We start from the raw sequence: 19,131 nt of genomic DNA, 5'->3' as shown, positions 1-19,131 counted from the left end.
GGCTTTCGGGCCTTCGGGGCTCGGATTCCCGGGGCGTCAGATCTCCGGGCCGCGCCCCGACGGCTGGACCTCGACGATGTTCGCCGCGTCCAGCACGAACGTGGTGCGGTTGGGCAGCAGCACCGACACCCAGGCCCGGCCGGTCTCCGGGTCGACGACGTGCGCTCCGGTGACGACGCCGGTCAGGAACGCGTCCGGGGCCAGCACGTCGGGGTTGAGGTAGGTGACGACCGCGCCCCGCTCGGGGTGGGTTGGGTGTTCCATGACCGTTACCTCCCATCAAGTCCGTCGCGCCGACTGCTTGACGCCCCGGTCGGATACCCGGGCGTCGGCGGGGCAACCGCTGGTCACACCTCCGGTGAACACCCTTTCGGGCGAGTGTGCAGCGGTTCCGGCGAGGGCACCGGGCCCAGCAGCCCGGCGCGGCGGGCCGCCCGCGCGATCAGCGCCGAGGTCGCCCCGCCGTGCTGGTAGGGGAACGTGTGCGCGCCCGGCGCCGTCTCCGACCACCCGTCGGGCGCGGCGGCGGTGAGCCGGTCCACCCAGTCCCGCGGCGAGAACGCGTCGTGCTCGCCGCGCACCAGCAGGGTCGGGCAGCGGACCCCGGTGATCACCTGTTCGGGTCGGTCCCGCTGCCCGGACCGCACGAACCGGACCAGCTCGCGCGGACCGCCGCGCGCGTAGTACGGCACCGTCACCGGCAGCAGGCCCGGTGGCTCGCGCCGGGAGTTGCGGAAGTAGTTCCTGAGCAGACCGGGGAACCGCCGCTGCTCCGGCGGGAACGTCGGTCCCATCAGCACCAGCGCACCCACCCGTCCGGGGTGCAGCGCCGCGACGTGCAGGGCGGCCTGCGCCCCGGTGGAGTGACCGACGAGGACCACCGGCCGGTCCCCGACCACCAGGTCCAGCCACCTCACCACCGCGTCGGCGACCGCGGGTACCTCCGCCGCGCACGGCCGCGGGGGTCGGTGGCCGAAGCCCGGCACGTCCAGCAGGAACGGGCGCGACCACGCGGCGCAGCCCGCCAGTGCGTCCACCAGGTAGCCCAGGGCCCCGAGACCGGGCACGACGACGACCACGGGTTCGCCGCCGTGCCGGTCCGCACCCGGGTCGCCGAACTCCAGGCTGCGGGTGCCGCCGTCCCACCGCACCCGGTGCGGCCCGCCACCGTTCGACATCCCGTCCGACTCCTCTCGGTGAACCACGTCCCACCAGTTCACCGATTCGAGTGACGGTCAAACCCGTGGTTCGCCCGCCGCCCAGCGGGTACGCCCCCCGGACAGCCGCACCACGACCGGTTTGGAGGCCCGATGCCCACCGAGGACGACCAGCAGGGGACCCGGCAGGTGCGCATGCCCGTACCGCCCGGGGGCGACGCCGACCGGCACCCGGGCAGCCCGGACCTCGGGCGACCGGACCCCGATCCGGAACCCGCCACCGGTGACGAGGGCGGCGGCCACCCCCACTCGGGCCACCGCCACGAGGTGGCGGACGACGAGGGGCTGCCGGGCGAGTTCGGGCAGCGGCGGGTGGTGCACCCGCCGGGTGGGCGCTGACGGGACGGGGCTCACCGACCGCGGCTGATCCAGTCGGCCAGGTGGGGCGCCTCCGCCCCGATGGTGGTGTCGTCCCCGTGGCCGGTGTGCACGACCGTGTCCGGGTCCAGCGGGAGCAGCCGCCGGGTGATGGACCCGATGATGGTGTCGAAGTCCGAGTAGGACCGGCCCGTCGCGCCCGGCCCGCCCCGGAACAGGGTGTCCCCGGTGAACACCACGCCCAGCTCGGGCACGTGGAAGCAGCACGCGCCGGGGGAGTGGCCCGGCGTGTGCAGCACGTGCAGCGCCGTCCCGGCCACCTCGACCGCCTGGCCGTCGCGCAGCTCGCCGTCGGGGGCGGTGTCCGGGTGGGTCAGGTCCCACACCACCCGGTCGTCCGGGTGCAGCAGGACCGGCGCGCCGGTGGCGCGGGCCAGCTCCGGGGCGATGCGGACGTGGTCGTCGTGGGCGTGCGTGGCCAGGATCGCCTTCACCGCGCGGCCGCCCACCACCTCCAGCACGGCCTCGACGTCGTGGGGCGCGTCGATGACGACGCACTCGCTGTCGTCGCCCAGGACCCAGATGTTGTTGTCGACGTCGAAGGTCTCGCCGTCGAGGGTGAAGGTGCCGCGGGAGACGGCGTGGTCGACGCGGGCCATCAGAACACCACCACCGAGCGCAGCACGTCGCCGTGGTGCATCTTGGCGAAGGCGTCCTCGACCTGGTCCAGGGCGATGGTCTCGGTGACGAAGGCGTCCAGGTCCAGCCGCCCCTGCCGGTAGAGGTCGATCAGCAGCGGGAAGTCGCGGGTGGGCAGGCAGTCGCCGTACCAGGAGGACTTCAGCGCGCCGCCGCGGGAGAAGAAGTCGATCAGCGGCATGTCGACGCGCATCTCCGGGGTCGGCACGCCGACCAGCACCACGGTCCCGGCCAGGTCGCGGGCGTAGAACGCCTGCTCCCACGTCTCGGGCCGGCCGACCGCGTCGATGACGACGTCCGCGCCGTGCCCGCCGGTCAGCTCGCGCACCCGCGCCACGACGTCCTCGTCGGCGGCGTTGACGGTGTGCGTGGCGCCCAGGCCGCGCGCCCACTCCAGCTTCCGAGGGTCGAGGTCCACGCCGATGATCGTGGTCGCCCCGGCCAGGCGCGCCCCGGCCACGGCGGCGTTGCCCACGCCACCGCAGCCGATGACGGCCACCGAGTCGCCGCGGCCGACGTTGCCGGTGTTGAGCGCCGCGCCCAGGCCGGCCATCACGCCGCAGCCCAGCAGGCCGGCCACGGCCGGCGACGCCCCCGGGTCGACCTTGGTGCACTGCCCGGCGTGGACGAGGGTCTTCTCGGCGAACGCCCCGATGCCCAGCGCCGGCGACAGCGGGGTGCCGTCGGCCAGGGTCATGGGCTGGGCGGCGTTGTGGGTGTTGAAGCAGTACCAGGGCCGCCCGCGCAGGCAGGCGCGGCACTGCCCGCACACCGCCCGCCAGTTGAGCACCACGAAGTCGCCCGGTGCCACGTCGGTGACCCCGTCGCCGACGGCCTCCACGACGCCGGCGGCCTCGTGGCCGAGCAGGAACGGGTACTCCTCGTTGATGCCGCCCTCGCGGTAGTGCAGGTCGGTGTGGCAGACGCCGCAGGCCCGCACGCGCACCACCGCCTCGCCGGGACCGGGGTCGGGTACCACGACGTCGACCACCTCGACCGGCGCGCCCTTGACCCGCGAGACCACACCGCGAACCGTCTGTGCCACTGGGTTCCTCCTCGTTGAGCGTTGTCCGGCGGCTGCGAGCGGTCAGCCCGTCCTCGGCCGGGGCAGGAGCAGGTGGACGGCGAAACCGGCCAGGGTGGTCAGCACCGCCTGGTACCCGACCAGGGCTTCCCGCGGCCACCCGACCGCGAACACCGCGTCGAGTCCGGTGCTCACCAGGCCCGCCAGGGTGACCAGGCCGATGGCGTGCCAGCCGAAGAACCCGGCCGCCCACGCCGTCAGCGGCCAGCGGTTGCGCGCGGGGCGCAGGAGCAGCCACCCCGCCGACACGCCCGCCGCCGCGTTGAGCAGCAGCCCGGTCGCGGTCAGCTCGGTCGGGCGCACGAACGCCCAGGTGACCACCGCCTGCACCACGACCAGGGCGACGACCGCCCAGGCGCCCAGCCTCGTCCTGTCCACCCAGCGGATGCTAGATCACCAAGGGGTGGGCGGGTTGACCGGTGGGAGCCGGGGGCGGGGGCTGCTCGGGGGTGCTGAACGTCGAACACGCGGGCGCTGAACGTCGAACACGGGGGTGCTGAGCGTCGAACACGTGAGGGCTGAGCGCATGACACGCGGGAGCTGGGTGCATGACACGCCGGGCTTGGGTGCATGACAGGCGGTGTCGGAGTGGAGGACACGCGGTGCGGGAGTGGAGGACACGCGGGTTGGCCTGGGGTGGGAGCGCCTGAATGGCGCGACTCGCCCGGGCGGGTGACGATGGGCTGATGGCCCGAGGCGGCTCACCCGGTCGTCGCACCGGGGCCGGAGCAGCCGGACGGAACCGGAGGAAGGGCGACCACGACGTGCACGCCTCGACGCAACCCCCCAACCCGCAGCAGTTCACCGCCGCGGTCAGCCGGCGCCCCGACGCGGTGGTGGTGTCCGTCACCGGTGAGATCGACGAGGTCACCGCGCCGGAACTCCGCCGCGTCCTCGACGAGGTGCTGCTGGACCGCCCCGCGGTGGTCGCGGTCGACCTGCGGGGCGTGGCCCTGCTCGCCTCGGCGGGACTGGCGGCGCTGATCGCCGCGCACGACCAGGCGGTGCCCGACACCCGGCTGCGGATCGTGGCGACCGACACCACACCGGCCATGCGCTCGGTTCAGCTCACCGGATTGGGTGATCTTCTGGTCGTGCACCCCACGGTGGACCAGGCGTTGGCCGCTTCCTAGTCCGGTTGGTGGTCGAGCTGGTCTGGTTGGTGGCCGAGCTGGTCCGGTTGGTGGCCGAGCTGGTCTGGTCGGCGGCCGAGGGGGTCGCCGTGGAGGTCGCCGCACCGGGTGCTGCGCCGCGTCGGATCCCTTCGCGGTGGCGAGTCCCCGCCGGTTCGGACCGCCGCATTGCGGTTGGCGACCGCCGAGACCCGAAAAATGCGGTTATTAACAATTCCGGCACCCGTAGAAATATTCTCTCGGCGCGTCAAAAAGTGACCGGCAAGTAACTTTGAGAAGTTTTCACGTGCCATGCGGGCAACTGTGTTCTGTATCACTGTGAATAAGAAAAACCCTGGTGAGTGATGGTGTTGCACGCGATCGTGTGTAGTCCCTTCGAGTGTAACTGAGGGTTAACCCTGGAACGCTTACAGATTCACTCGTCAGTGTCATAAGGTCGGCGCGGCCTAGCGGGGCATTCACCATCGGCAGGGGGAACTCTGTGACCGAAACGCGCCGACTACCGCACCTGGATTCGCCGACCCGACCAGTACGACCGTCAACCGGCGCGTGGTCCCGAAGACCCGCGGTCGACCTGGAAGTCGTCATCCCCGCCTACAACGAGGCGGGCCGCCTGCGCGCGTCGCTGGCCGCCACCGCCCGCTACCTGGCCGGCAGCCCCTGGTCGACGCGGATCGTGGTGGTCGACAACGGCAGCGCGGACGCCACCTCCCGCGTCGCCCGGTCCGGCGCGGACGAGGCCGCGGTGCCGGTCAGCGTCATCGGGTGCGCCATCGCGGGCAAGGGCGCCGCGGTCCGGCGGGGCATCATGACCAGCTCCGCGCGGTTCGTCGGGTTCGTCGACGCCGACCTGGCCACCCCCGTCGACTCCCTCGGCGCGGCCGTGCGGCTGCTGGAGCGGGGCGCGACCGCGGTGATCGGCTCGCGCTACGCGGGCGGCGCGCGCATCGTCCGCAGGCAGCCGGTGGTCCGCCGGGTCGGCGGCGCCGCGTTCCGCGCCCTGGCCCGGCGCGCGGTGCCGGGCGTGTCCGACACCCAGTGCGGCTTCAAGTTCTTCCACCGCCGGGCCGTGCAGCAGGCGCTGGTCGACTGCGAGGTCACCGGGTTCGCCTTCGACGTGGAGCTGCTGCGCGGCGTGCGCGCGGCCGGCGGCACCGTGGTCGAGCTGCCGGTGGCCTGGACCGACGACGCGCGGTCCAGCTTCCGCCCCCTGCGCGACGGCCTGCCCGCCTTCCGCGCCGCCCTCCGGCTCCGGGCGGCCGGGGCATGACCGACCACGGCGGCAACGGCCGGCGGAACAACGGCAACATCACCGTGGCGCCCGCCCGCCGCACCGACGGCCTGGACGCCCTGCGCGGCCGGTCCGTGCTGGTCCTCAACTGGCGCGACGTGCGGCACCCCCGGGCCGGTGGCGCCGAGCTGTACGCCCACCAGGTCGCCAGGCGCTGGGCCGCCGCCGGGGTCAGGGTCACTTGGCTGACCTCGCGCCCCCCGGGCACCCCCGCCCGCGAGGTCGTCGACGGCGTCCAGGTCCTGCGGCGCGGCGGCACGTTCTCCGTCTACGCCGCCGTCGCGGCCGCGCTGCTGCGCCACGGCCGGCTGTTCGACGCGGTGCTCGACTGCCAGAACGGCATCCCGTTCTTCGCGCCCGCCTTCGCACCCCGCACCACCCCGGTGGTCCAGGTGGTGCACCACGTGCACCAGGAGCAGTTCGACGCCCACTTCAGCAGGCCGGTGGCGGTGCTCGGCCGGTTCCTGGAGGGCCCGGCGAGCAGGCGCGTCTACGGCGACCGGGCGCTGGCCGTGGTGTCGCCGTCCACCCGCCGCGACGTGCGCACCCGCCTGGGCCTGCGCGGACCGGCGTTCATCGTGCCCAACGGCAACGAGCCGCCGGTGGACCGCTCCGGCCCGCGCGACCCCGACCCGACCGTCGTGGTGGTCGGCAGGCTGGTCGCGCACAAGCGGCTGGACCGGCTGCTGCGCGCCCTGCCCGACGTGCTCCCGGCGGTGCCCGGGCTGCGGGTCTCGGTGGTGGGCGACGGCCCGGAGCGCCGTCGGCTGGAGCTGCTGGCGGGCGAGCTGGGCCTGCGCCGCGCCGTCCGCTTCCACGGCCGCCTGCCCGACGCCGAGCGCGACGAGCTGGTGCGGCGGGCGTGGCTGACCACCTCCACCTCGCAGGGCGAGGGCTGGGGCTGCACCGTGCTGGAGGCCAACCGGTTCGGCGTGCCGTGCCTGGCCGTGGCCGCGGCGGGCATCGACGACTCGGTGCGCCACGACGGCACCGGCTGGCTGGTGCCCGACCCGGCCGCGCTGGCGCCGGCGCTGGTCGACGCCCTCACCCGGCTGGCCGACGACGCGGTCGCGGCCCGCCTGTCCGACCGCTGCCGCGCCTGGGCGTCGGCGTTCACCTGGGACCGCAGCGCCGAGCTGCTGGCCGGGGTGCTCGCCGCCGAGGGGCGCCGGCTCGCCGCGCCGCGCCCCGACCGCCGCGCCGCCCGCGCCGACCTGGTCACCGCGGTGCGCTTCCGGGTGCCCCGGGACGTGCCGCCGCCGCGCGGCCGGCTCACCGACCAGGTCCGCGTCGACGGCGAGCACGGCACCGCGCTGCTGCACGGCTGCGACGAGGTGGACGCCGAGGCGGTGCTGGCCCGCTGGCGGGTCGAGCCGGTGAGCATCGAGCTGGCCCGCGAGGAGCAGCTGCTGACCGGCGCGGCGCACCCGGCGGACCGGACGTGACGGCGGTCGTCGAGCGGCCCGCGCCGATCGCGCGGGCCGGGCTGCACCTTGCCGCCGCCTCGCTGGCGGTCGGCCTGGTCAGCTACTGCTACGGCATCCTGCTCGCGCACGTGCTCGACGGCGCCGAGTACGCGGTGTTCGCGGCGGGGCAGACCCTGCTGCTGCTCTCCGGCACGGCGGCCGCCGCGGCGGTGCCGTGGGCGCTGGCCAAGGCGGTGCGCACCCACCCCGCCGGGTCGGGTGGTCGGCGGGCCGCGCTGGCCTACGCGCTGGCGCTGAGCGCGGTCGGCGCGGTGCTCGCGGCGCTGGTGCTGGGCGCGGTGACGGCCGTGTACGCGCCGCCGCCGGTGGTCGGGGCGACTGCGGCCGCGGTGGCGGGCATCGTGCTGTCCGGCTGCGCGGTCGGCTGGTTGCAGGGCGAGGCGCGGTTCGGCCGGCTGGCCGTGCTGCGGGTGGCCGAGGTCGTGGTCCGGGTCGGCGCGGGCGGGGTGGCGGTGGTGGCCGGCCTGGGCGCGGCGGGCGCGCTGGGCGCGTTCCTGCTCGGTTCGGCCGTGCTGCTGGTGGGCGGGTTGGCCGCGGTCGCCGCGAACGGCGGGCGCGCGTGGGCCGACCTGTCCTGGCGGCCGGGTCTGCTGCGCGACCGGTCGCGCTGGGCCGAGACCGCCGGGGGCACCGGCGTCCAGGTGCTGCTGGGCGTGCTGACCACCACGGACGTGGTGCTCGCGCCGGTGCTGGCCGGGGCGACCGACGGCACGGCGGCGTTCCAGCTCGCGGCCGCGCTGGGCCGGGCGCCGCTGTTCGTCGCCACCGCGCTGGCCGTGGTGCTCTACCCCAGGCTGGGCGCGCCCGGCGGCCGGGCCGCGTTGCGCGCCGCGCTCGGCGCCTACGCCTGGCTGGGGCTGCCGGTGGCGGTCCTGTTGGCCACCGCGCCCGCGGGCGTGCTGCGGCCGGTCGTGCCCGCCCACCTGGCCGGCGCGCTGCCGCTGGTGCCGTCGACCGCGGTGGCGGGCCTGGCCTGCGGCGCGGTCGCGCTGCTGGTGACCGTGTCGCAGGCCGGGGGTGCCTACCGCCGCGCGATGACCGGCCTGGCCGCGGCCGTGGTGCTGCTCGGCGGTGGCGCGACCGCGGGGTGGTTCCTCGGCGGGGTGCCGGGGCTGGCGGCGGGCGCGTGCGTCGGCGCGGTGTCGGGCGCGGTGCTGATCGCGTGGCGGACACCGCTCGGCACCCGCGGCGTCCTCCTCGGGCCCGTGGTCGCCTCGCTGGCCGCCGCGGCGGTCCTGGTGCCGGTGCGCGCCTGGTCACCCGGGTGGCTCGTCGTCGCGGTCCTCTTCGGACTGCTCGCGCTGCGCCGCGTGCGGCGCTCCCAGTCCGGGCCGGCCGAACCCGGCGACCGGCTGCGCGTGCTGCACCTGGGGTTCGAGGACCCGGCGCTGCCCGGCTCGGGCGGCGGCGCGGTGCGCACCCACGAGGTCAACCGCAGGCTGGCCCGCGACCACGACGTCACCGTGCTCACCACCCGGTGGCCCGGCTGCGCGGACCGGGTGCAGGACGGCGTCCGCTACGAGCACGTGGGCCTGGGCCGCGGCCGCACCCACCTCGGGCGCATCGCGGGCTACGCGCTGGTGCTGCCGTTCGCCACCCGCCGCCGCGAGGCCGACCTGGTGGTGGAGGACTTCTTCGCCCCGGTGTCCTCGACCGGCGCGCCGCGGTGGACCGGGCGGCCCACCGTCGGCGTGGTGCAGTGGCTCAACGCGCGCGAGAAGTCCCGCCAGTACCGGCTGCCGTTCTTCCTGGTCGAACGCGCGGGCGTGCGGGCGCACCGCAGGCTCGTCGCGGTCTCGGCGGGCGTCGCGGACCGGCTGCGCGCGCTGAACCCCGCCGCGCACGTCGACGTGATCGGCAACGGCGTGGACGCCGCCGCGTTCGAGGTGGCCGTGCCGCGCGGGCGGGACGTGGTGTTCGTCGGCCGGCTGGAGACCGCGCAGAAGGGCCTGGACCTGCTGCTGACCGCGTTCGCCGGGATCGCCGACCGGCTGCCCGGCGACCTCGTGCTGGCCGGCGACGGCCCGGACGGGGACGCGCTGCGCGCCCGCGCCGCCTCGCTGGGCCTGGCCGACCGCGTCCGCTTCCCGGGCCGGGTGGCGGACCGGGCCAAGTTCGAGCTGTTCGCCGCCGCGGCGGTGGTGGCGGTGCCGTCGCGGTTCGAGACCTTCGGCATCGTCGCCGCGGAGGCCGCCGCCTGCGGCAGCCCCGTGGTGGCCTTCGACATCGACTGCCTGCGGGAGGTCGTGCCCGACGGGGTCGGGGTGCGCGTGCCCGCCTTCGACACCGCCGCCCTGGGCCGCGCGCTGCTCGACCTGGCCGTCGACCCGGACCGGGCCGACCGGATGGGCGCGCGCGGCCGGGAACTCGCCCGGTCCCGCTCGTGGGACCGGATCGCCCGACAACAGGAGGAGGCGTACTTGTCCGCAGTGCGCGAATGGCACCGGGAGGTGGGCGGTGGTCGGTGAGGACGTGCGGGAGTTCTTGGCGGAGAACGGTTTCGTGATCCTGCCCGACCTGTTCACCCCCGCGGAGGTGCGGGAGGTGGCGGACGCGCTCGACGCGCTGTTCGCGCGGTTCGCCGAGCTGCCCGCGACCAGCACGCTCGACCTGGGCGCCACCGCCGGCGAGTTCGGCCGCGACGTGCCCGAGATCCTCTACCCGTCGCTGCTCGCGCCCGCGCTGCGCGACACCGCGGTGTTCCGGCGCAGCTCCGACCTGGCCCGGCGGCTCCTCGGCCCCGGCACGTGGTTCCGGTTCGACCACAGCATCCGCAAACCGCCCGGCTGCGCCTACGAGACGGTCTGGCACCAGGACCGCGTGCACAAGCGGTCCGGCCTGCCCGAGCGGCGGCTCAACGTGTGGGTGCCCACCGCGCCGGTCGCGGTGGCCGACGGCTGCCTGCGGTACGTGCCCGGCAGCCACCTCGGCGGGGTGCTGCCGCACGAGCCGGTGCCCGGCAGGCGGGGCGCGCTGCGCACCGTCGGCGTGGACGAGGCGGGCGCGGTGGACTGCCCGCTGCCGCTGGGCGGCGCGGCGCTGCACCTGTTCGAGACCGTGCACGGCGCCCACCCCAACCTCGGCGCGTCCACCCGGACCGCGTGGATCCTCCAGTTCACCCGGCCGCGGGCCCTCGTCCCGGCGGCCGCGTGGCTGCACCGCGCCGTGCACCGGCGCCACATCCGCCGCTGGGGCGACGCGGGGGCGGCCAGGTGACCCGGACGTGGCTCGTCGGCGCCGCGCTGGCCCTCCTCGCGCTCGGCCTGCGGGCCTGGGGCCTGACCACGGCCAACGAGCTGTTCATCGACGAGCTGACCTACGCCCGACTGGCCTCGTCGGCGGGCCGCGGCGAGTGGCCCAACCTGGCGGGCGAGGCGTTCTACCTGCACCCGCCGCTGGCGTTCTGGCTCAACGGCGGCGTGGCCGAGCTGTTCGGCCTCCCACCGACCCCGATCGACCTGGTCTTCGGGCTGCGGTGGGTCAACGCGGTGCTGGGCGCGGCGGTCGTGGCGCTGGCCTACGCGCTGCTGGCGCGCACCACCCGACCGGCGGTGGCGGTGGTCGGCGCGCTGGTGCTGGCCGCCGACCCGTTCACGCTGCGCCAGGACAGCCGGGTGATGCTGGAGACCCCGGCGTTCGCCCTGGTGCTGGCGGGCTGGCTGGTGCTGCTGGTCGGCCTGTCCCGCGCGTCGCGGCCGGTGCTGGCCGCGGCCGGGCTGCTGCTGGGCTGCGCGGTGCTGACCAAGGACATCGCGGTCGTCCCGGCCCTGCTGCCGGTGGCGCTGGCCCCGCTGTGGCGGCGCACGGTGGCGTTGCGCGACGCCGCGCTGGTCGTGGGCGCCGGGCTCGTGCCGTACGCGGGGTACGTCGTGGCGCTGGCGGTCGCCGGCCGCCTCCCCGACTGGTGGCGGCACAAGGTCGGCGGCCTGCGCCGGCTGGTCGGCCTGGACCAGGTCACCGGCTTCAACGCGGACAACGCCCCCAGCCTGCTGGACGCGCTGGTCGGCCAGCTGACCAGGTTCGGCACCTCCTACGTGCTGCTGGGGCTGGCCGTGCCCGCCGCGCTGCTGGCCGTGCGGTCCGCGCGCGCCGACCGGCGGGCCCTGGGCCTGGTGGCGGTGGCGACCGGCGCGCTGGGGGTGTTCGCGCTGGCCTTCGGCACGCTGGAGGAGCAGATGGGCTACTTCGTGGTGGTGCCCGGCGTGCTCGCGGCGGCCGTGGTCCACGTCGAGCCGCCCGGGTTCCTGGCGCGGCTGCGCCCGGTGCTCACCGCCACCGCGCTGGTGCTGCCGGCCGCGGGCCTGGGGCTGGCGGTGGTGGCGCGGACCGCGGCGGACGACGGCTACCGGCGGGCGGGCGAGTACTTCGAGACGGCGCTGCCGCCGGGGTCGCGGGTCGGGGTGACCACGGTGACCGCCCAGTTCGCCTACCAGTCGACCGACGACGTGCGGTTCGGCACCTGGACCTCCCTGGGTGCCCTGGACCGGGCGGGGGCGGACCACGTGCTGACCCAGAGCCGGCCGCTGGGCCAGGGCTACGGCTACGCCTCCCCGGACCTGCTGCCGTGGCTGGCCGCGCACGCCACGCCGGTGTTCGGCTTCACCGGGCCGTCCGGCGGGGACACGGTGGTGTGGCGGTTGGACCGGGAGGAGCTGGCCGAGGCGGTGCGGGAGGGGCGGGACATCCCGGAGGTGGTGTCGCCCTGAGCGGGCCGGTGCTCGCCGATCCCCCGGCCGGGCCGCGTCGACGACCGGCACCGGCAGGCGCGGTTCACGACCAGGACAGCCCCGCGGCGCCCGGGTCCCGCGCCCGCGCCCGCTCCGCCCGGAACCGCGACGGCGGCACGCCGAACCGCGCCGTGAACGCCTGCCGCAGCCCCTCGGCCGAGGCGAACCCGCAGCGGCGGGCGACGGCGGTCATCGGTTCGCGCGTGGTGACCAGCAGGCGGGAGGCGGCCTCCAGCCGGGCGTCGCGGACCAGCCGGGCCGGGGTCGTGCCCAGGTGCTCGCCGAACAGCCGGCCCAGGTGCCGCTCGCTGACGCCGACCAGCGCCGCCAGGCTCGCGGTGCCCAGGTCGGCGTCGAGGTGGGCCACCACGTGGTCGACCACCCGCCGCACGAGGGCCTGCTCCGGGCGCGGCACACCGGTGAACTGGCTGATCTGCGCCTGGTCACCGGGGCGCTGGAGGTAGGCGACCATGCCCATGGCCACCTCGCGGGCCAGCTCGGGCCCGTGGTCCTCCTCGACGAAGGCCAGGGTCAGGTCGAGCGCGGCGGTGACCCCGCCCGACGTGGCGACCACCCCGTCGCGGATGTAGACCGGACCGGCGTCGACGCGCACGCGCGGGAAGCGCTCGGCCAGCTCGCGGGCGTAGTACCAGTGCGTGGTGACGCGTCGACCGTCCAGCAGGCCCGCGGCGGCCAGCACCGTCGCGCCCGTGCACACCGACGCCACCCGCCGCGACGCGCCGGCCAGGCGCCGGACCTGGCCGACCAGCCGCGGGTCCGCGGCGGCCTCGACGTGGCCCAGCCCGCCGGAGACGACGAGCGTGTCGAGCCGGCCGCGGATGCCGTCGAAACCGCTCTGGCCGCGCACCTCCAGCCCGGAGTCGCTGCGCACCGACCGGCCCGCCGGGGTCGCGAGCACCACGCGGTAGGCCGGTTCGGCGCCCCGCCGGTTGGCGTGCTCGAACCCGCTCGTCACGCAGGCCACGTCCACCAGCTCGACCCCGTCGTACCCCACCACGACGACCAGCCGCCCCTCCACCCGGCCACAGTACGACAGGAATCCCAGGAAAGCGGACCGGTGCGACGGCCACCCGCCCCGCGAGCGCACCGCCCGCGAAACGCTGTCCCGCGGGGAGCCGACGACGAGGGAGCCGACGACGAGGGAGGCGACGGCACGCCGGTGGGCAGCGCCTCGACCCGTGGCGGGCGTGCGACGACGACGTCGCCGCCCGGCACCGATCCCGGTTCCCCGGCCGCCCTGGGGGCGCGGCCGGGGAACCGGACCGGGGCGCGGGCGGTCTCACCCGGCACCGAACCGAAGGAGCACCGTGGACCTGCCGCCCGTCCCCGCCGCCGTGACCGCCCTGGTCGCCGCCGGTGAGCTGCCACCCGACCCCGCCGACTGGGAGCGCGTCGCGGACGAGCGCGGCGCGGGCGACGACGCGGGCGGCGCCATCGCCCTCGCCGGGGCCTACGGCTGCCTGGAGGCGCTGGAGTTCGCCGGTTCGGAGGAGATGACCGGGTACAACGACCGCGCCACCGCCCTGCTCCGCGAAGCCGAGGAACGCGGTGCCACGGGGACCGGGGACCTCTGGGCCTACTCCGAGCGCATGCGCGACGTCGCGGTCCTCGCCCGCGCGGCCGAGGAGTACAAGGCCGAGCACGGCGCCTCCCCGAGGCAGCTCCTCAACGCCAAGCTGGAACGCGCCCACGCGCTCTACGAGGCCGGTGACCGCGCCGCGGCGCTCGCGCTGTTCCGCGAGGTCGCCGAGGTCGACCTGTGGGGCGAGTTCACCGGCACCGCGGACCGCGCCGACGTCGGCTGGTACCGGCTGCTGCACGACGCCGCCCACGTCGAGGGCCCGGAGGCGACGCGCCGGATCTGGCACGAGGCGCGGGCGAGCCGCCGGGCCGCGCGGTTCCCGTACCCCGGGCTGTCCTGCCGGCTGGTCGAGGTGCTGCTGGGCACCGGCGTGCCGGACATCCTCCTGGTCCTGGTCGAGGAGCGGCTCGCCGCGGCCGAGGAGGACCAGCCGGCGGGCCGGCTGCCGTGGCCGCTGGGCGACGACGACCGGCGCGTGCTCGCCCTCGCCCTCGACGAGGTGGAGCAGCACCAGCCGACTGCGTGATTCCCCGCCCCCGCGCCGGGTGCCAGGGTGGGACCGACGACCGGGGGTGACCGTGGGCGGGAAGCTGATCGGTGCGCGCGTGAGCCGCGCGGAGGACGCGCGGCTGCTCACCGGCCGGGCGGTGTTCGTCGACGACGTGCGGCCGGCCGGCCTGCTGGAGGCGGCCGTCCTGCGCAGCCCGCACCCGCACGCCCGGGTCGTGCGGGTCGACCCGACCGCGGCTGCCGCCCACCCCGGGGTGTTCGCGGTGGTGACGGGCGCGGACGTGCGCGCCGCGGTGCGCCGGCCGCAGCCGGTGCTGTGGCGGATCGCGCCCGACGCGCCGGAGCCGGTGGCGTACCCGCTGGCCGTGGACAAGGTGCTCTACCAGGGGCACGGGGTGGCGGCCGTCGCCGCGGTCGACCGGGCCACGGCCGAGGACGCGCTGGAGCTGGTCGACGTCGAGTACGCGCCGCTGCCCGCCGTCACGACCCTGGAGCAGGCCCTGGCGCCGGACGCGCCCCGCCTGCACGAGGACTGGCCGGACAACGTCGCCGGGCGCGCGGTGGTGGCGCGGGGCGACGTGGCGGGGGCGTTCGAGCGGGCCGACGTGGTGCTGCGCGAGACGTTCCGCTTCGCCCGGCAGATGGGCGCGCCCCTGGAGACGCGCGGCGTGGTGGCGACCTGGGACCCGTTCACCTCGTACCTGGACGTGTGGCTCAACACCCAGGCGCCGCACCTGGCCCGCGAGCTGTTCGCGGAGGTCCTGGGCCTGCCGGTGAACAAGGTGCGGGTGCGGGTGCCCGACGTCGGCGGCGGGTTCGGCAACAAGTTCGAGTTCTACGGCGAGGAGGTGGTGGCCGCGGTGCTGTCCCGCGCCACCGGGCGGCCGGTCAAGCTCGTCGAGGACCGGCGGGAGAGCTTCGTCGCCACCGTGCACTCGCGCGAGCAGCGCATCGAGGTCGAGCTGGCGGCCCGCGCCGACGGCACGATCACCGGCCTGCGCGGCACCCTGCACGGCGTGCTCGGCGCGAACTTCAGCACCGTCGGCCTGAGCCCGTGCTGGACGACCGCGGCCGTCATGACCGGGCCCTACGCCATCCCGGCCTACGAGATGAACGTCGTCGGCGTCGTCACCAACAAGACGCCCTACGGCTCGTACCGGGGTTACGGGCTGCCCAAGGCGAACTTCGTGCACGAGCACGTGGTCGAGGCCCTGGCCCGCCGGCTCGGCCTGGACCCGCACGAGGTGCGGCACCGCAACTTCGTGACCGACTTCCCCTACCAGAGCCCGGTGTTCACCTACGACAGCGGCCGCTACGGCGAGTGCCTGGACCTGTGCCGCGACGCGGTGCGCCGCGCCGGGTGGGCGGAGCGGGTGGCCGCGGCGCGGGCCCGCGGCGGGCACGTCGGCATCGGCTACGCCTTCCACAACGAGGTGTCCGGGTTCGGGCCCTCGCGGGTCATCAACCTGGCCGGCCTCGACCACTCCGGGTTCGACGAGGCCGTGGTGCGCATCGACTCCACCGGGCACGTCGTCGTCCACACCGGGCAGATGTCGATGGGGCAGGGCGTCTTCACGGCCTTGGCGCAGGTCGCCGCGGACGCCCTGGACGTGCCCCTGGACCACGTCAGCGTCATCGCCCACGACACCGACTCCAGCCCGTACACCGGGTACGGCACCGCGGCCAGCCGGGCCGCGGCGGTCGGCGGCGCGGCCGTGCTCAACGCCGCCACCCGCCTGCGCGCCAAGGTGCTGCGCATCGCCGCGCACCTGTTCGAGGCGTCGCCGGACGACCTCGTGATCGACGACGGCGTGGTGTCGGTCGCGGGCGTGCCCGGCCGCACCGTCGGCTTCGCCGAGATCGGCGACGCGGCGCACCGGCGGCTCCACGGCGCGCTGCCCGAGGGCGAGGAGCCGACGCTGCACGAGCGCGAGGTGTACGACCCGGTCGACGTCGCCACGGCGTTCGGCTGCACGGCCGTGCTCGCCTCGGTCGACGTGGAGACCGGTGTCGTGGAGCTGCTGGGCTACCTGCTGGCGCACGACTGCGGCACGGTCATCAACCCGATGATCGTCGACGGCCAGCTGGCGGGCGGCGCGGCGCAGGCCATCGGCGGCGCGCTGTACGAACGGCTGGCCTACGGCGCGTCGGGGGAGGCGTTGACCGGCTCGTTCGCCGAGTACCTGCTGCCGACCGCGACCGTCGTGCCCCCGATCGGCGTCTCCCACATGGAGACACCCGCCCGGCACGTCCCCGGCGGCTTCAAGGGCGCCGGGGAGGCCGGGGTCATCGGCGGCGGCGCGGCGATCGCGCACGCCGTGGAGGACGCCCTGGCGGAGTTCGGGGTGCGGATCACGTCGCTGCCGATCACCCCGCCGGACCTGCTGGCGGCGATCCGCGCCGGGGCCGACCGGTGAAGGCCGCGCCGTTCGAGTACACCCGCGCCGGCGGGGTGGGCGACGCGCTGGACGCGCTCCGGCTGGGCGCCGTCGTGCTGGCGGGCGGCCAGAGCCTGGTGCCGCTGCTCAACGCGCGGGTGCGGCGGCCGGCGCTCGTGGTGGACGTGTCGCGGCTGCCGCTGACCACCGTCGAGCGGGACGGCCCGGCGCTGGTGCTCGGCGCGCTGACCCGGCTGCGCACGGCCGAGACGTCCCCGGTGGTGGCCCGCGCCCTGCCGCTGCTGGCCGAGGCGCTGACGCACGTCGGCCACGTGTCCGTGCGCAACCGCGGCACGGTGGGCGGCAGCGCCGCCCACGCCGACCCCGCGGCCGAGGTCCCGGCCGTCCTCCTCGCGCTGGACGCGGTCTTCACCGCGCGGAGCCACCGCGGCACCCGCGAGGTCGAGGCCCGCGACTTCTTCCGCGGCCCGCACCGCACCGCGCTCGAACCCGACGAACTGCTCACCGCGGTGCGCGTCCCGCTGCCGGCCCCGACCGCCCGCCACGGCATGGCCGAGCTGAGCCGCCGCCCCAACGACCTCGCGGTGACGGCGGTGTTCACCTCGGTCGTGCTCACCGACGGCGTGGTCACCGACGCCCGCATCGCCGTGGCGGGCGCCGCGCCCACCCCGATCCGGGCCCGCGCGGCGGAGGAGGTGCTGACCGGCCGGGCGCCCACCCCCGGCGTGCTGGCCGAGGCCGCCGAGGCGGCGGCGTCCGCCACCGACCCGGTCGACGACCTGCACGCCCCGGCCGCGTACCGCCGCGACATGACCGCCGTCCTGACCCGCAGGGCACTACGACGGGCGACCACCGGATGAAGATCACCATCACGGTCGACGGCCGCACCCGCACCGCCGACTGCGAACCCCGCCGCACCCTCGCCGACCTGCTGCGCCACGACCTCGGCCTGACCGGCGTGCACGTCGGCTGCGAACAGGGCGCGTGCGGCTCGTGCACCGTCCTGCTGGACGGCGCGACCGCCCGGTCCTGCTGCGTCCTGGCGGTCCAGGCGGACGGCTCGGAGGTCACCACGGTGGAGGGCCTGGCGACCACGTCCCTGACCCCGCTCCAGGAGTCCTTCCGCCGCCACCACGGCCTGCAGTGCGGCTTCTGCACGCCGGGGATGCTGGTCGTGGCGGTGGAACTGCTGCGGGACAACCCCTCGCCCACCGAGGCCGAGATCCGCACCGCGATAGCCGGCAACCTGTGCCGCTGCACCGGTTACCACGGCATCGTCGCCGCCATCGCCGCGGTGCGCGACGAGGACCCGGGGACGTCCGGCTCACCGGGCTAGACCACGAGCCGGTCGCCCCCACCGGATCGGGACCAAAGCCGGTATCCCCGGCCGGCGCGGTCCCCGATGCTGGGTGCGGGTTCGCGCGACGAGGTCGAGCCGGCCCCGCCGCCGTCCCCCAGTCGCCCCGGGAGGGAAGTCATGAAGCGATCACCCGCGCGCGGAGCCGTGACCGCGGTCGCGGTCCTCGGTCTCGTCACGACCGCGGCGCCCGCGCCGGCCCAGGCCGCCGTGGTCATGGTCGAACTCGACCTGCCGCCCGGCACCGTCGGCAGTCTGGCGCGGGCCGTGAACGACGCGGGAACGGTCGTCGGTTCCGCCTGGTCCGCCGACTACGTCCCGCACCCGGTGAAGTGGGACCGCGGTGGCGCCGTCACGGTCCTGCCCGGCCTGTCCACCGGCGGTGAGGTCACCGCCCACGACATCTTCGACGACGGCGTCGTCATCGGCACCGTCCGTGACGGGAACTACACCGCGCACGCCGTACGGTGGGACGGCGCCGGGAACATCACCGAGTTCGCGTCGCTCGCGGGCGGCTCCACCGAGGTGCACGGGCGCAACGCGGCGGGAACCTGGATCGGCGTCAGCGCCGGTTCCGACGGCCGGACCCACGCCGTGCGGTGGGACCGCGGTGGGCGGATCACCGACCTCGGCATCCCCGCGGGTGCCACCCGCAGCGAGCCCGCCGACATCAACGACGCCGGGACCGTCGTCGGCAGCGCCGACCTCGGCCCCGGCCGGACCCTGCCGGTCGCGTGGGACCGCCGGGGAACCCTCACGGAACTGCCGCGGCTCGACGGGTGGAGCACCTATCCCGAGTCCATCACCGACAGCGGCGCCATCGCGGGCACCGCCACCGGGCCCACGCCGCGGGACCGGCTCGCCGTGCGGTGGGACCGACTGGGGCAGGTCGTGCCGCTGGACCTCCCGGCCGGCGCGAGGAACAGCGCGCTCACGGCCGTGGACGCGCACGGCGCCATGGCCGGCATCGCGTTCATGGACCAGCCGGAGTCGATCCGGCACGCCGTGCGGTGGGACGAGCGCGGCCGCGCCGTCGACCTGGGGACACCGCCCGGCAGCACGTCGACCTCCACCAGCGGCCTGAACGACCGCGGCCTGGTCATCGGCAGCGCCGAGCAGCCGGGCGTCGCGTCGTACGCGGTGGTCTGGGACCGCGACAACCGCGTCCGGAACCTGGGTGCGCTGCCGGGCAGCACCTGGAGCGCGGCCTCGGACGTGAACGACCGCGGTGTCGTCGTGGGCTTCTCCGAGATCCCCGAGACAGGGTCTCCCCGGGCGGTCCTGTGGCGCCTGCGCTGAAGCGCCG

19 protein-coding genes are annotated in these 19,131 nt (G+C 76.1%); 13 read left to right on the top strand and 6 right to left on the bottom strand.

The features are described from left to right. Positions 1-36 precede the first annotated feature (36 nt). Positions 37-264: a hypothetical protein gene (locus tag EKG83_RS24840; protein WP_033432401.1), complete on the bottom strand. Its 228-nt coding sequence runs from the start codon at positions 262-264 to the stop codon at positions 37-39. An 83-nt stretch (positions 265-347) separates the two neighbouring features. Next, positions 348-1,178, bottom strand: a complete 831-nt coding sequence (locus EKG83_RS24835; RefSeq protein ID WP_033432402.1) for an alpha/beta fold hydrolase — start codon at positions 1,176-1,178, stop codon at positions 348-350. Between the two features lie 132 nt (positions 1,179-1,310). Here EKG83_RS24835 and EKG83_RS24830 point away from each other — a divergent pair, with 132 nt between their 5' ends. Beyond that, positions 1,311-1,556 (top strand): hypothetical protein, encoded by a 246-nt coding sequence (locus tag EKG83_RS24830; protein WP_033432403.1) that lies wholly within the window; start codon positions 1,311-1,313, stop codon positions 1,554-1,556. Between the two features lie 11 nt (positions 1,557-1,567). Here EKG83_RS24830 and EKG83_RS24825 read toward each other — a convergent pair whose 3' ends face one another. Genes EKG83_RS24825 through EKG83_RS24815 form a run of 3 tightly spaced genes read right to left on the bottom strand, consistent with a single transcriptional unit; the run spans position 1,568 to position 3,696 of the window. Next, positions 1,568-2,197 carry an MBL fold metallo-hydrolase gene (locus EKG83_RS24825; RefSeq protein WP_033432450.1) on the bottom strand — a complete coding sequence of 210 codons (630 nt, stop codon included), beginning with the start codon at positions 2,195-2,197 and terminating at the stop codon, positions 1,568-1,570. Further along, positions 2,194-3,279: an S-(hydroxymethyl)mycothiol dehydrogenase gene (locus EKG83_RS24820; RefSeq protein ID WP_033432404.1), complete on the bottom strand. Its 1,086-nt coding sequence runs from the start codon at positions 3,277-3,279 to the stop codon at positions 2,194-2,196. Before EKG83_RS24820 ends, EKG83_RS24825 begins: the two co-directional genes overlap by 4 nt. Positions 3,280-3,321: 42 nt before the next feature. Then, the gene (locus tag EKG83_RS24815) at positions 3,322-3,696 is read right to left on the bottom strand and encodes a hypothetical protein (protein ID WP_033432405.1); all 375 of its coding nucleotides are present in this window, start codon (positions 3,694-3,696) and stop codon (positions 3,322-3,324) included. 386 nt (positions 3,697-4,082) lie between these two features. Between EKG83_RS24815 and EKG83_RS24810 the strand changes: the two genes are divergently transcribed. From EKG83_RS24810 to EKG83_RS24780, 7 genes are all read left to right on the top strand, one after another. Next, positions 4,083-4,451: an anti-sigma factor antagonist gene (locus EKG83_RS24810; RefSeq protein ID WP_170191875.1), complete on the top strand. Its 369-nt coding sequence runs from the start codon at positions 4,083-4,085 to the stop codon at positions 4,449-4,451. Between the two features lie 8 nt (positions 4,452-4,459). After that, positions 4,460-4,720: a hypothetical protein gene (locus EKG83_RS24805; protein WP_153278355.1), complete on the top strand. Its 261-nt coding sequence runs from the start codon at positions 4,460-4,462 to the stop codon at positions 4,718-4,720. A 212-nt stretch (positions 4,721-4,932) separates the two neighbouring features. Continuing rightward, positions 4,933-5,721 carry a glycosyltransferase gene (locus EKG83_RS24800; protein WP_228122189.1) on the top strand — a complete coding sequence of 263 codons (789 nt, stop codon included), beginning with the start codon at positions 4,933-4,935 and terminating at the stop codon, positions 5,719-5,721. Next, a complete protein-coding gene (locus tag EKG83_RS24795; protein WP_084716666.1) occupies positions 5,718-7,187 on the top strand; it encodes a glycosyltransferase family 4 protein in 1,470 nt (489 codons plus the stop codon). The genes EKG83_RS24800 and EKG83_RS24795 overlap by 4 nt, the downstream gene beginning before the upstream one ends. After that, entirely contained in the window at positions 7,184-9,697 is a 2,514-nt protein-coding gene (locus EKG83_RS48190; RefSeq protein ID WP_211269155.1) for a glycosyltransferase, read from the top strand. Before EKG83_RS24795 ends, EKG83_RS48190 begins: the two co-directional genes overlap by 4 nt. After that, on the top strand, positions 9,687-10,445 hold the full coding sequence (locus EKG83_RS24785) for a phytanoyl-CoA dioxygenase family protein (protein ID WP_051766244.1): 759 nt from the start codon (positions 9,687-9,689) through the stop codon (positions 10,443-10,445). Before EKG83_RS48190 ends, EKG83_RS24785 begins: the two co-directional genes overlap by 11 nt. Next, on the top strand, positions 10,442-11,935 hold the full coding sequence (locus EKG83_RS24780; protein WP_033432406.1) for an ArnT family glycosyltransferase: 1,494 nt from the start codon (positions 10,442-10,444) through the stop codon (positions 11,933-11,935). The genes EKG83_RS24785 and EKG83_RS24780 overlap by 4 nt, the downstream gene beginning before the upstream one ends. Positions 11,936-11,999: 64 nt before the next feature. Here EKG83_RS24780 and EKG83_RS24775 read toward each other — a convergent pair whose 3' ends face one another. Further along, positions 12,000-12,995 carry a GlxA family transcriptional regulator gene (locus EKG83_RS24775; RefSeq protein WP_033432407.1) on the bottom strand — a complete coding sequence of 332 codons (996 nt, stop codon included), beginning with the start codon at positions 12,993-12,995 and terminating at the stop codon, positions 12,000-12,002. A 289-nt stretch (positions 12,996-13,284) separates the two neighbouring features. Between EKG83_RS24775 and EKG83_RS24770 the strand changes: the two genes are divergently transcribed. From EKG83_RS24770 to EKG83_RS24750, 5 genes are all read left to right on the top strand, one after another. Beyond that, positions 13,285-14,085: a hypothetical protein gene (locus tag EKG83_RS24770; protein WP_033432408.1), complete on the top strand. Its 801-nt coding sequence runs from the start codon at positions 13,285-13,287 to the stop codon at positions 14,083-14,085. A 79-nt stretch (positions 14,086-14,164) separates the two neighbouring features. Continuing rightward, positions 14,165-16,486 carry a xanthine dehydrogenase family protein molybdopterin-binding subunit gene (locus tag EKG83_RS24765; protein ID WP_228122188.1) on the top strand — a complete coding sequence of 774 codons (2,322 nt, stop codon included), beginning with the start codon at positions 14,165-14,167 and terminating at the stop codon, positions 16,484-16,486. Beyond that, positions 16,483-17,328 carry an FAD binding domain-containing protein gene (locus EKG83_RS24760; RefSeq protein WP_033432409.1) on the top strand — a complete coding sequence of 282 codons (846 nt, stop codon included), beginning with the start codon at positions 16,483-16,485 and terminating at the stop codon, positions 17,326-17,328. The genes EKG83_RS24765 and EKG83_RS24760 overlap by 4 nt, the downstream gene beginning before the upstream one ends. After that, positions 17,325-17,804: a (2Fe-2S)-binding protein gene (locus tag EKG83_RS24755; protein ID WP_033432410.1), complete on the top strand. Its 480-nt coding sequence runs from the start codon at positions 17,325-17,327 to the stop codon at positions 17,802-17,804. The genes EKG83_RS24760 and EKG83_RS24755 overlap by 4 nt, the downstream gene beginning before the upstream one ends. 141 nt (positions 17,805-17,945) lie before the next feature. Further along, entirely contained in the window at positions 17,946-19,124 is a 1,179-nt protein-coding gene (locus tag EKG83_RS24750; protein WP_153278354.1) for a hypothetical protein, read from the top strand. Positions 19,125-19,131 lie beyond the last annotated feature (7 nt).

Source organism: Saccharothrix syringae (genome assembly GCF_009498035.1).
Taxonomy (GTDB): domain Bacteria; phylum Actinomycetota; class Actinomycetes; order Mycobacteriales; family Pseudonocardiaceae; genus Actinosynnema; species Actinosynnema syringae.
The sequence above is the reverse complement of the archived record's forward strand: the minus strand, read 5'-3'. Positions and strand labels throughout refer to the sequence as shown.

Coding starts and splice junctions, on each gene's coding strand:
- EKG83_RS24755 (WP_033432410.1), top strand. CDS start 17,325: ATGAAGATCACCATCACGGTCGACGGCCGCACCCGCACCGCCGACTGC.
- EKG83_RS24830 (WP_033432403.1), top strand. CDS start 1,311: ATGCCCACCGAGGACGACCAGCAGGGGACCCGGCAGGTGCGCATGCCC.
- EKG83_RS24835 (WP_033432402.1), bottom strand. CDS start 1,178: ATGTCGAACGGTGGCGGGCCGCACCGGGTGCGGTGGGACGGCGGCACC.
- EKG83_RS24795 (WP_084716666.1), top strand. CDS start 5,718: ATGACCGACCACGGCGGCAACGGCCGGCGGAACAACGGCAACATCACC.
- EKG83_RS24840 (WP_033432401.1), bottom strand. CDS start 264: ATGGAACACCCAACCCACCCCGAGCGGGGCGCGGTCGTCACCTACCTC.
- EKG83_RS24750 (WP_153278354.1), top strand. CDS start 17,946: ATGAAGCGATCACCCGCGCGCGGAGCCGTGACCGCGGTCGCGGTCCTC.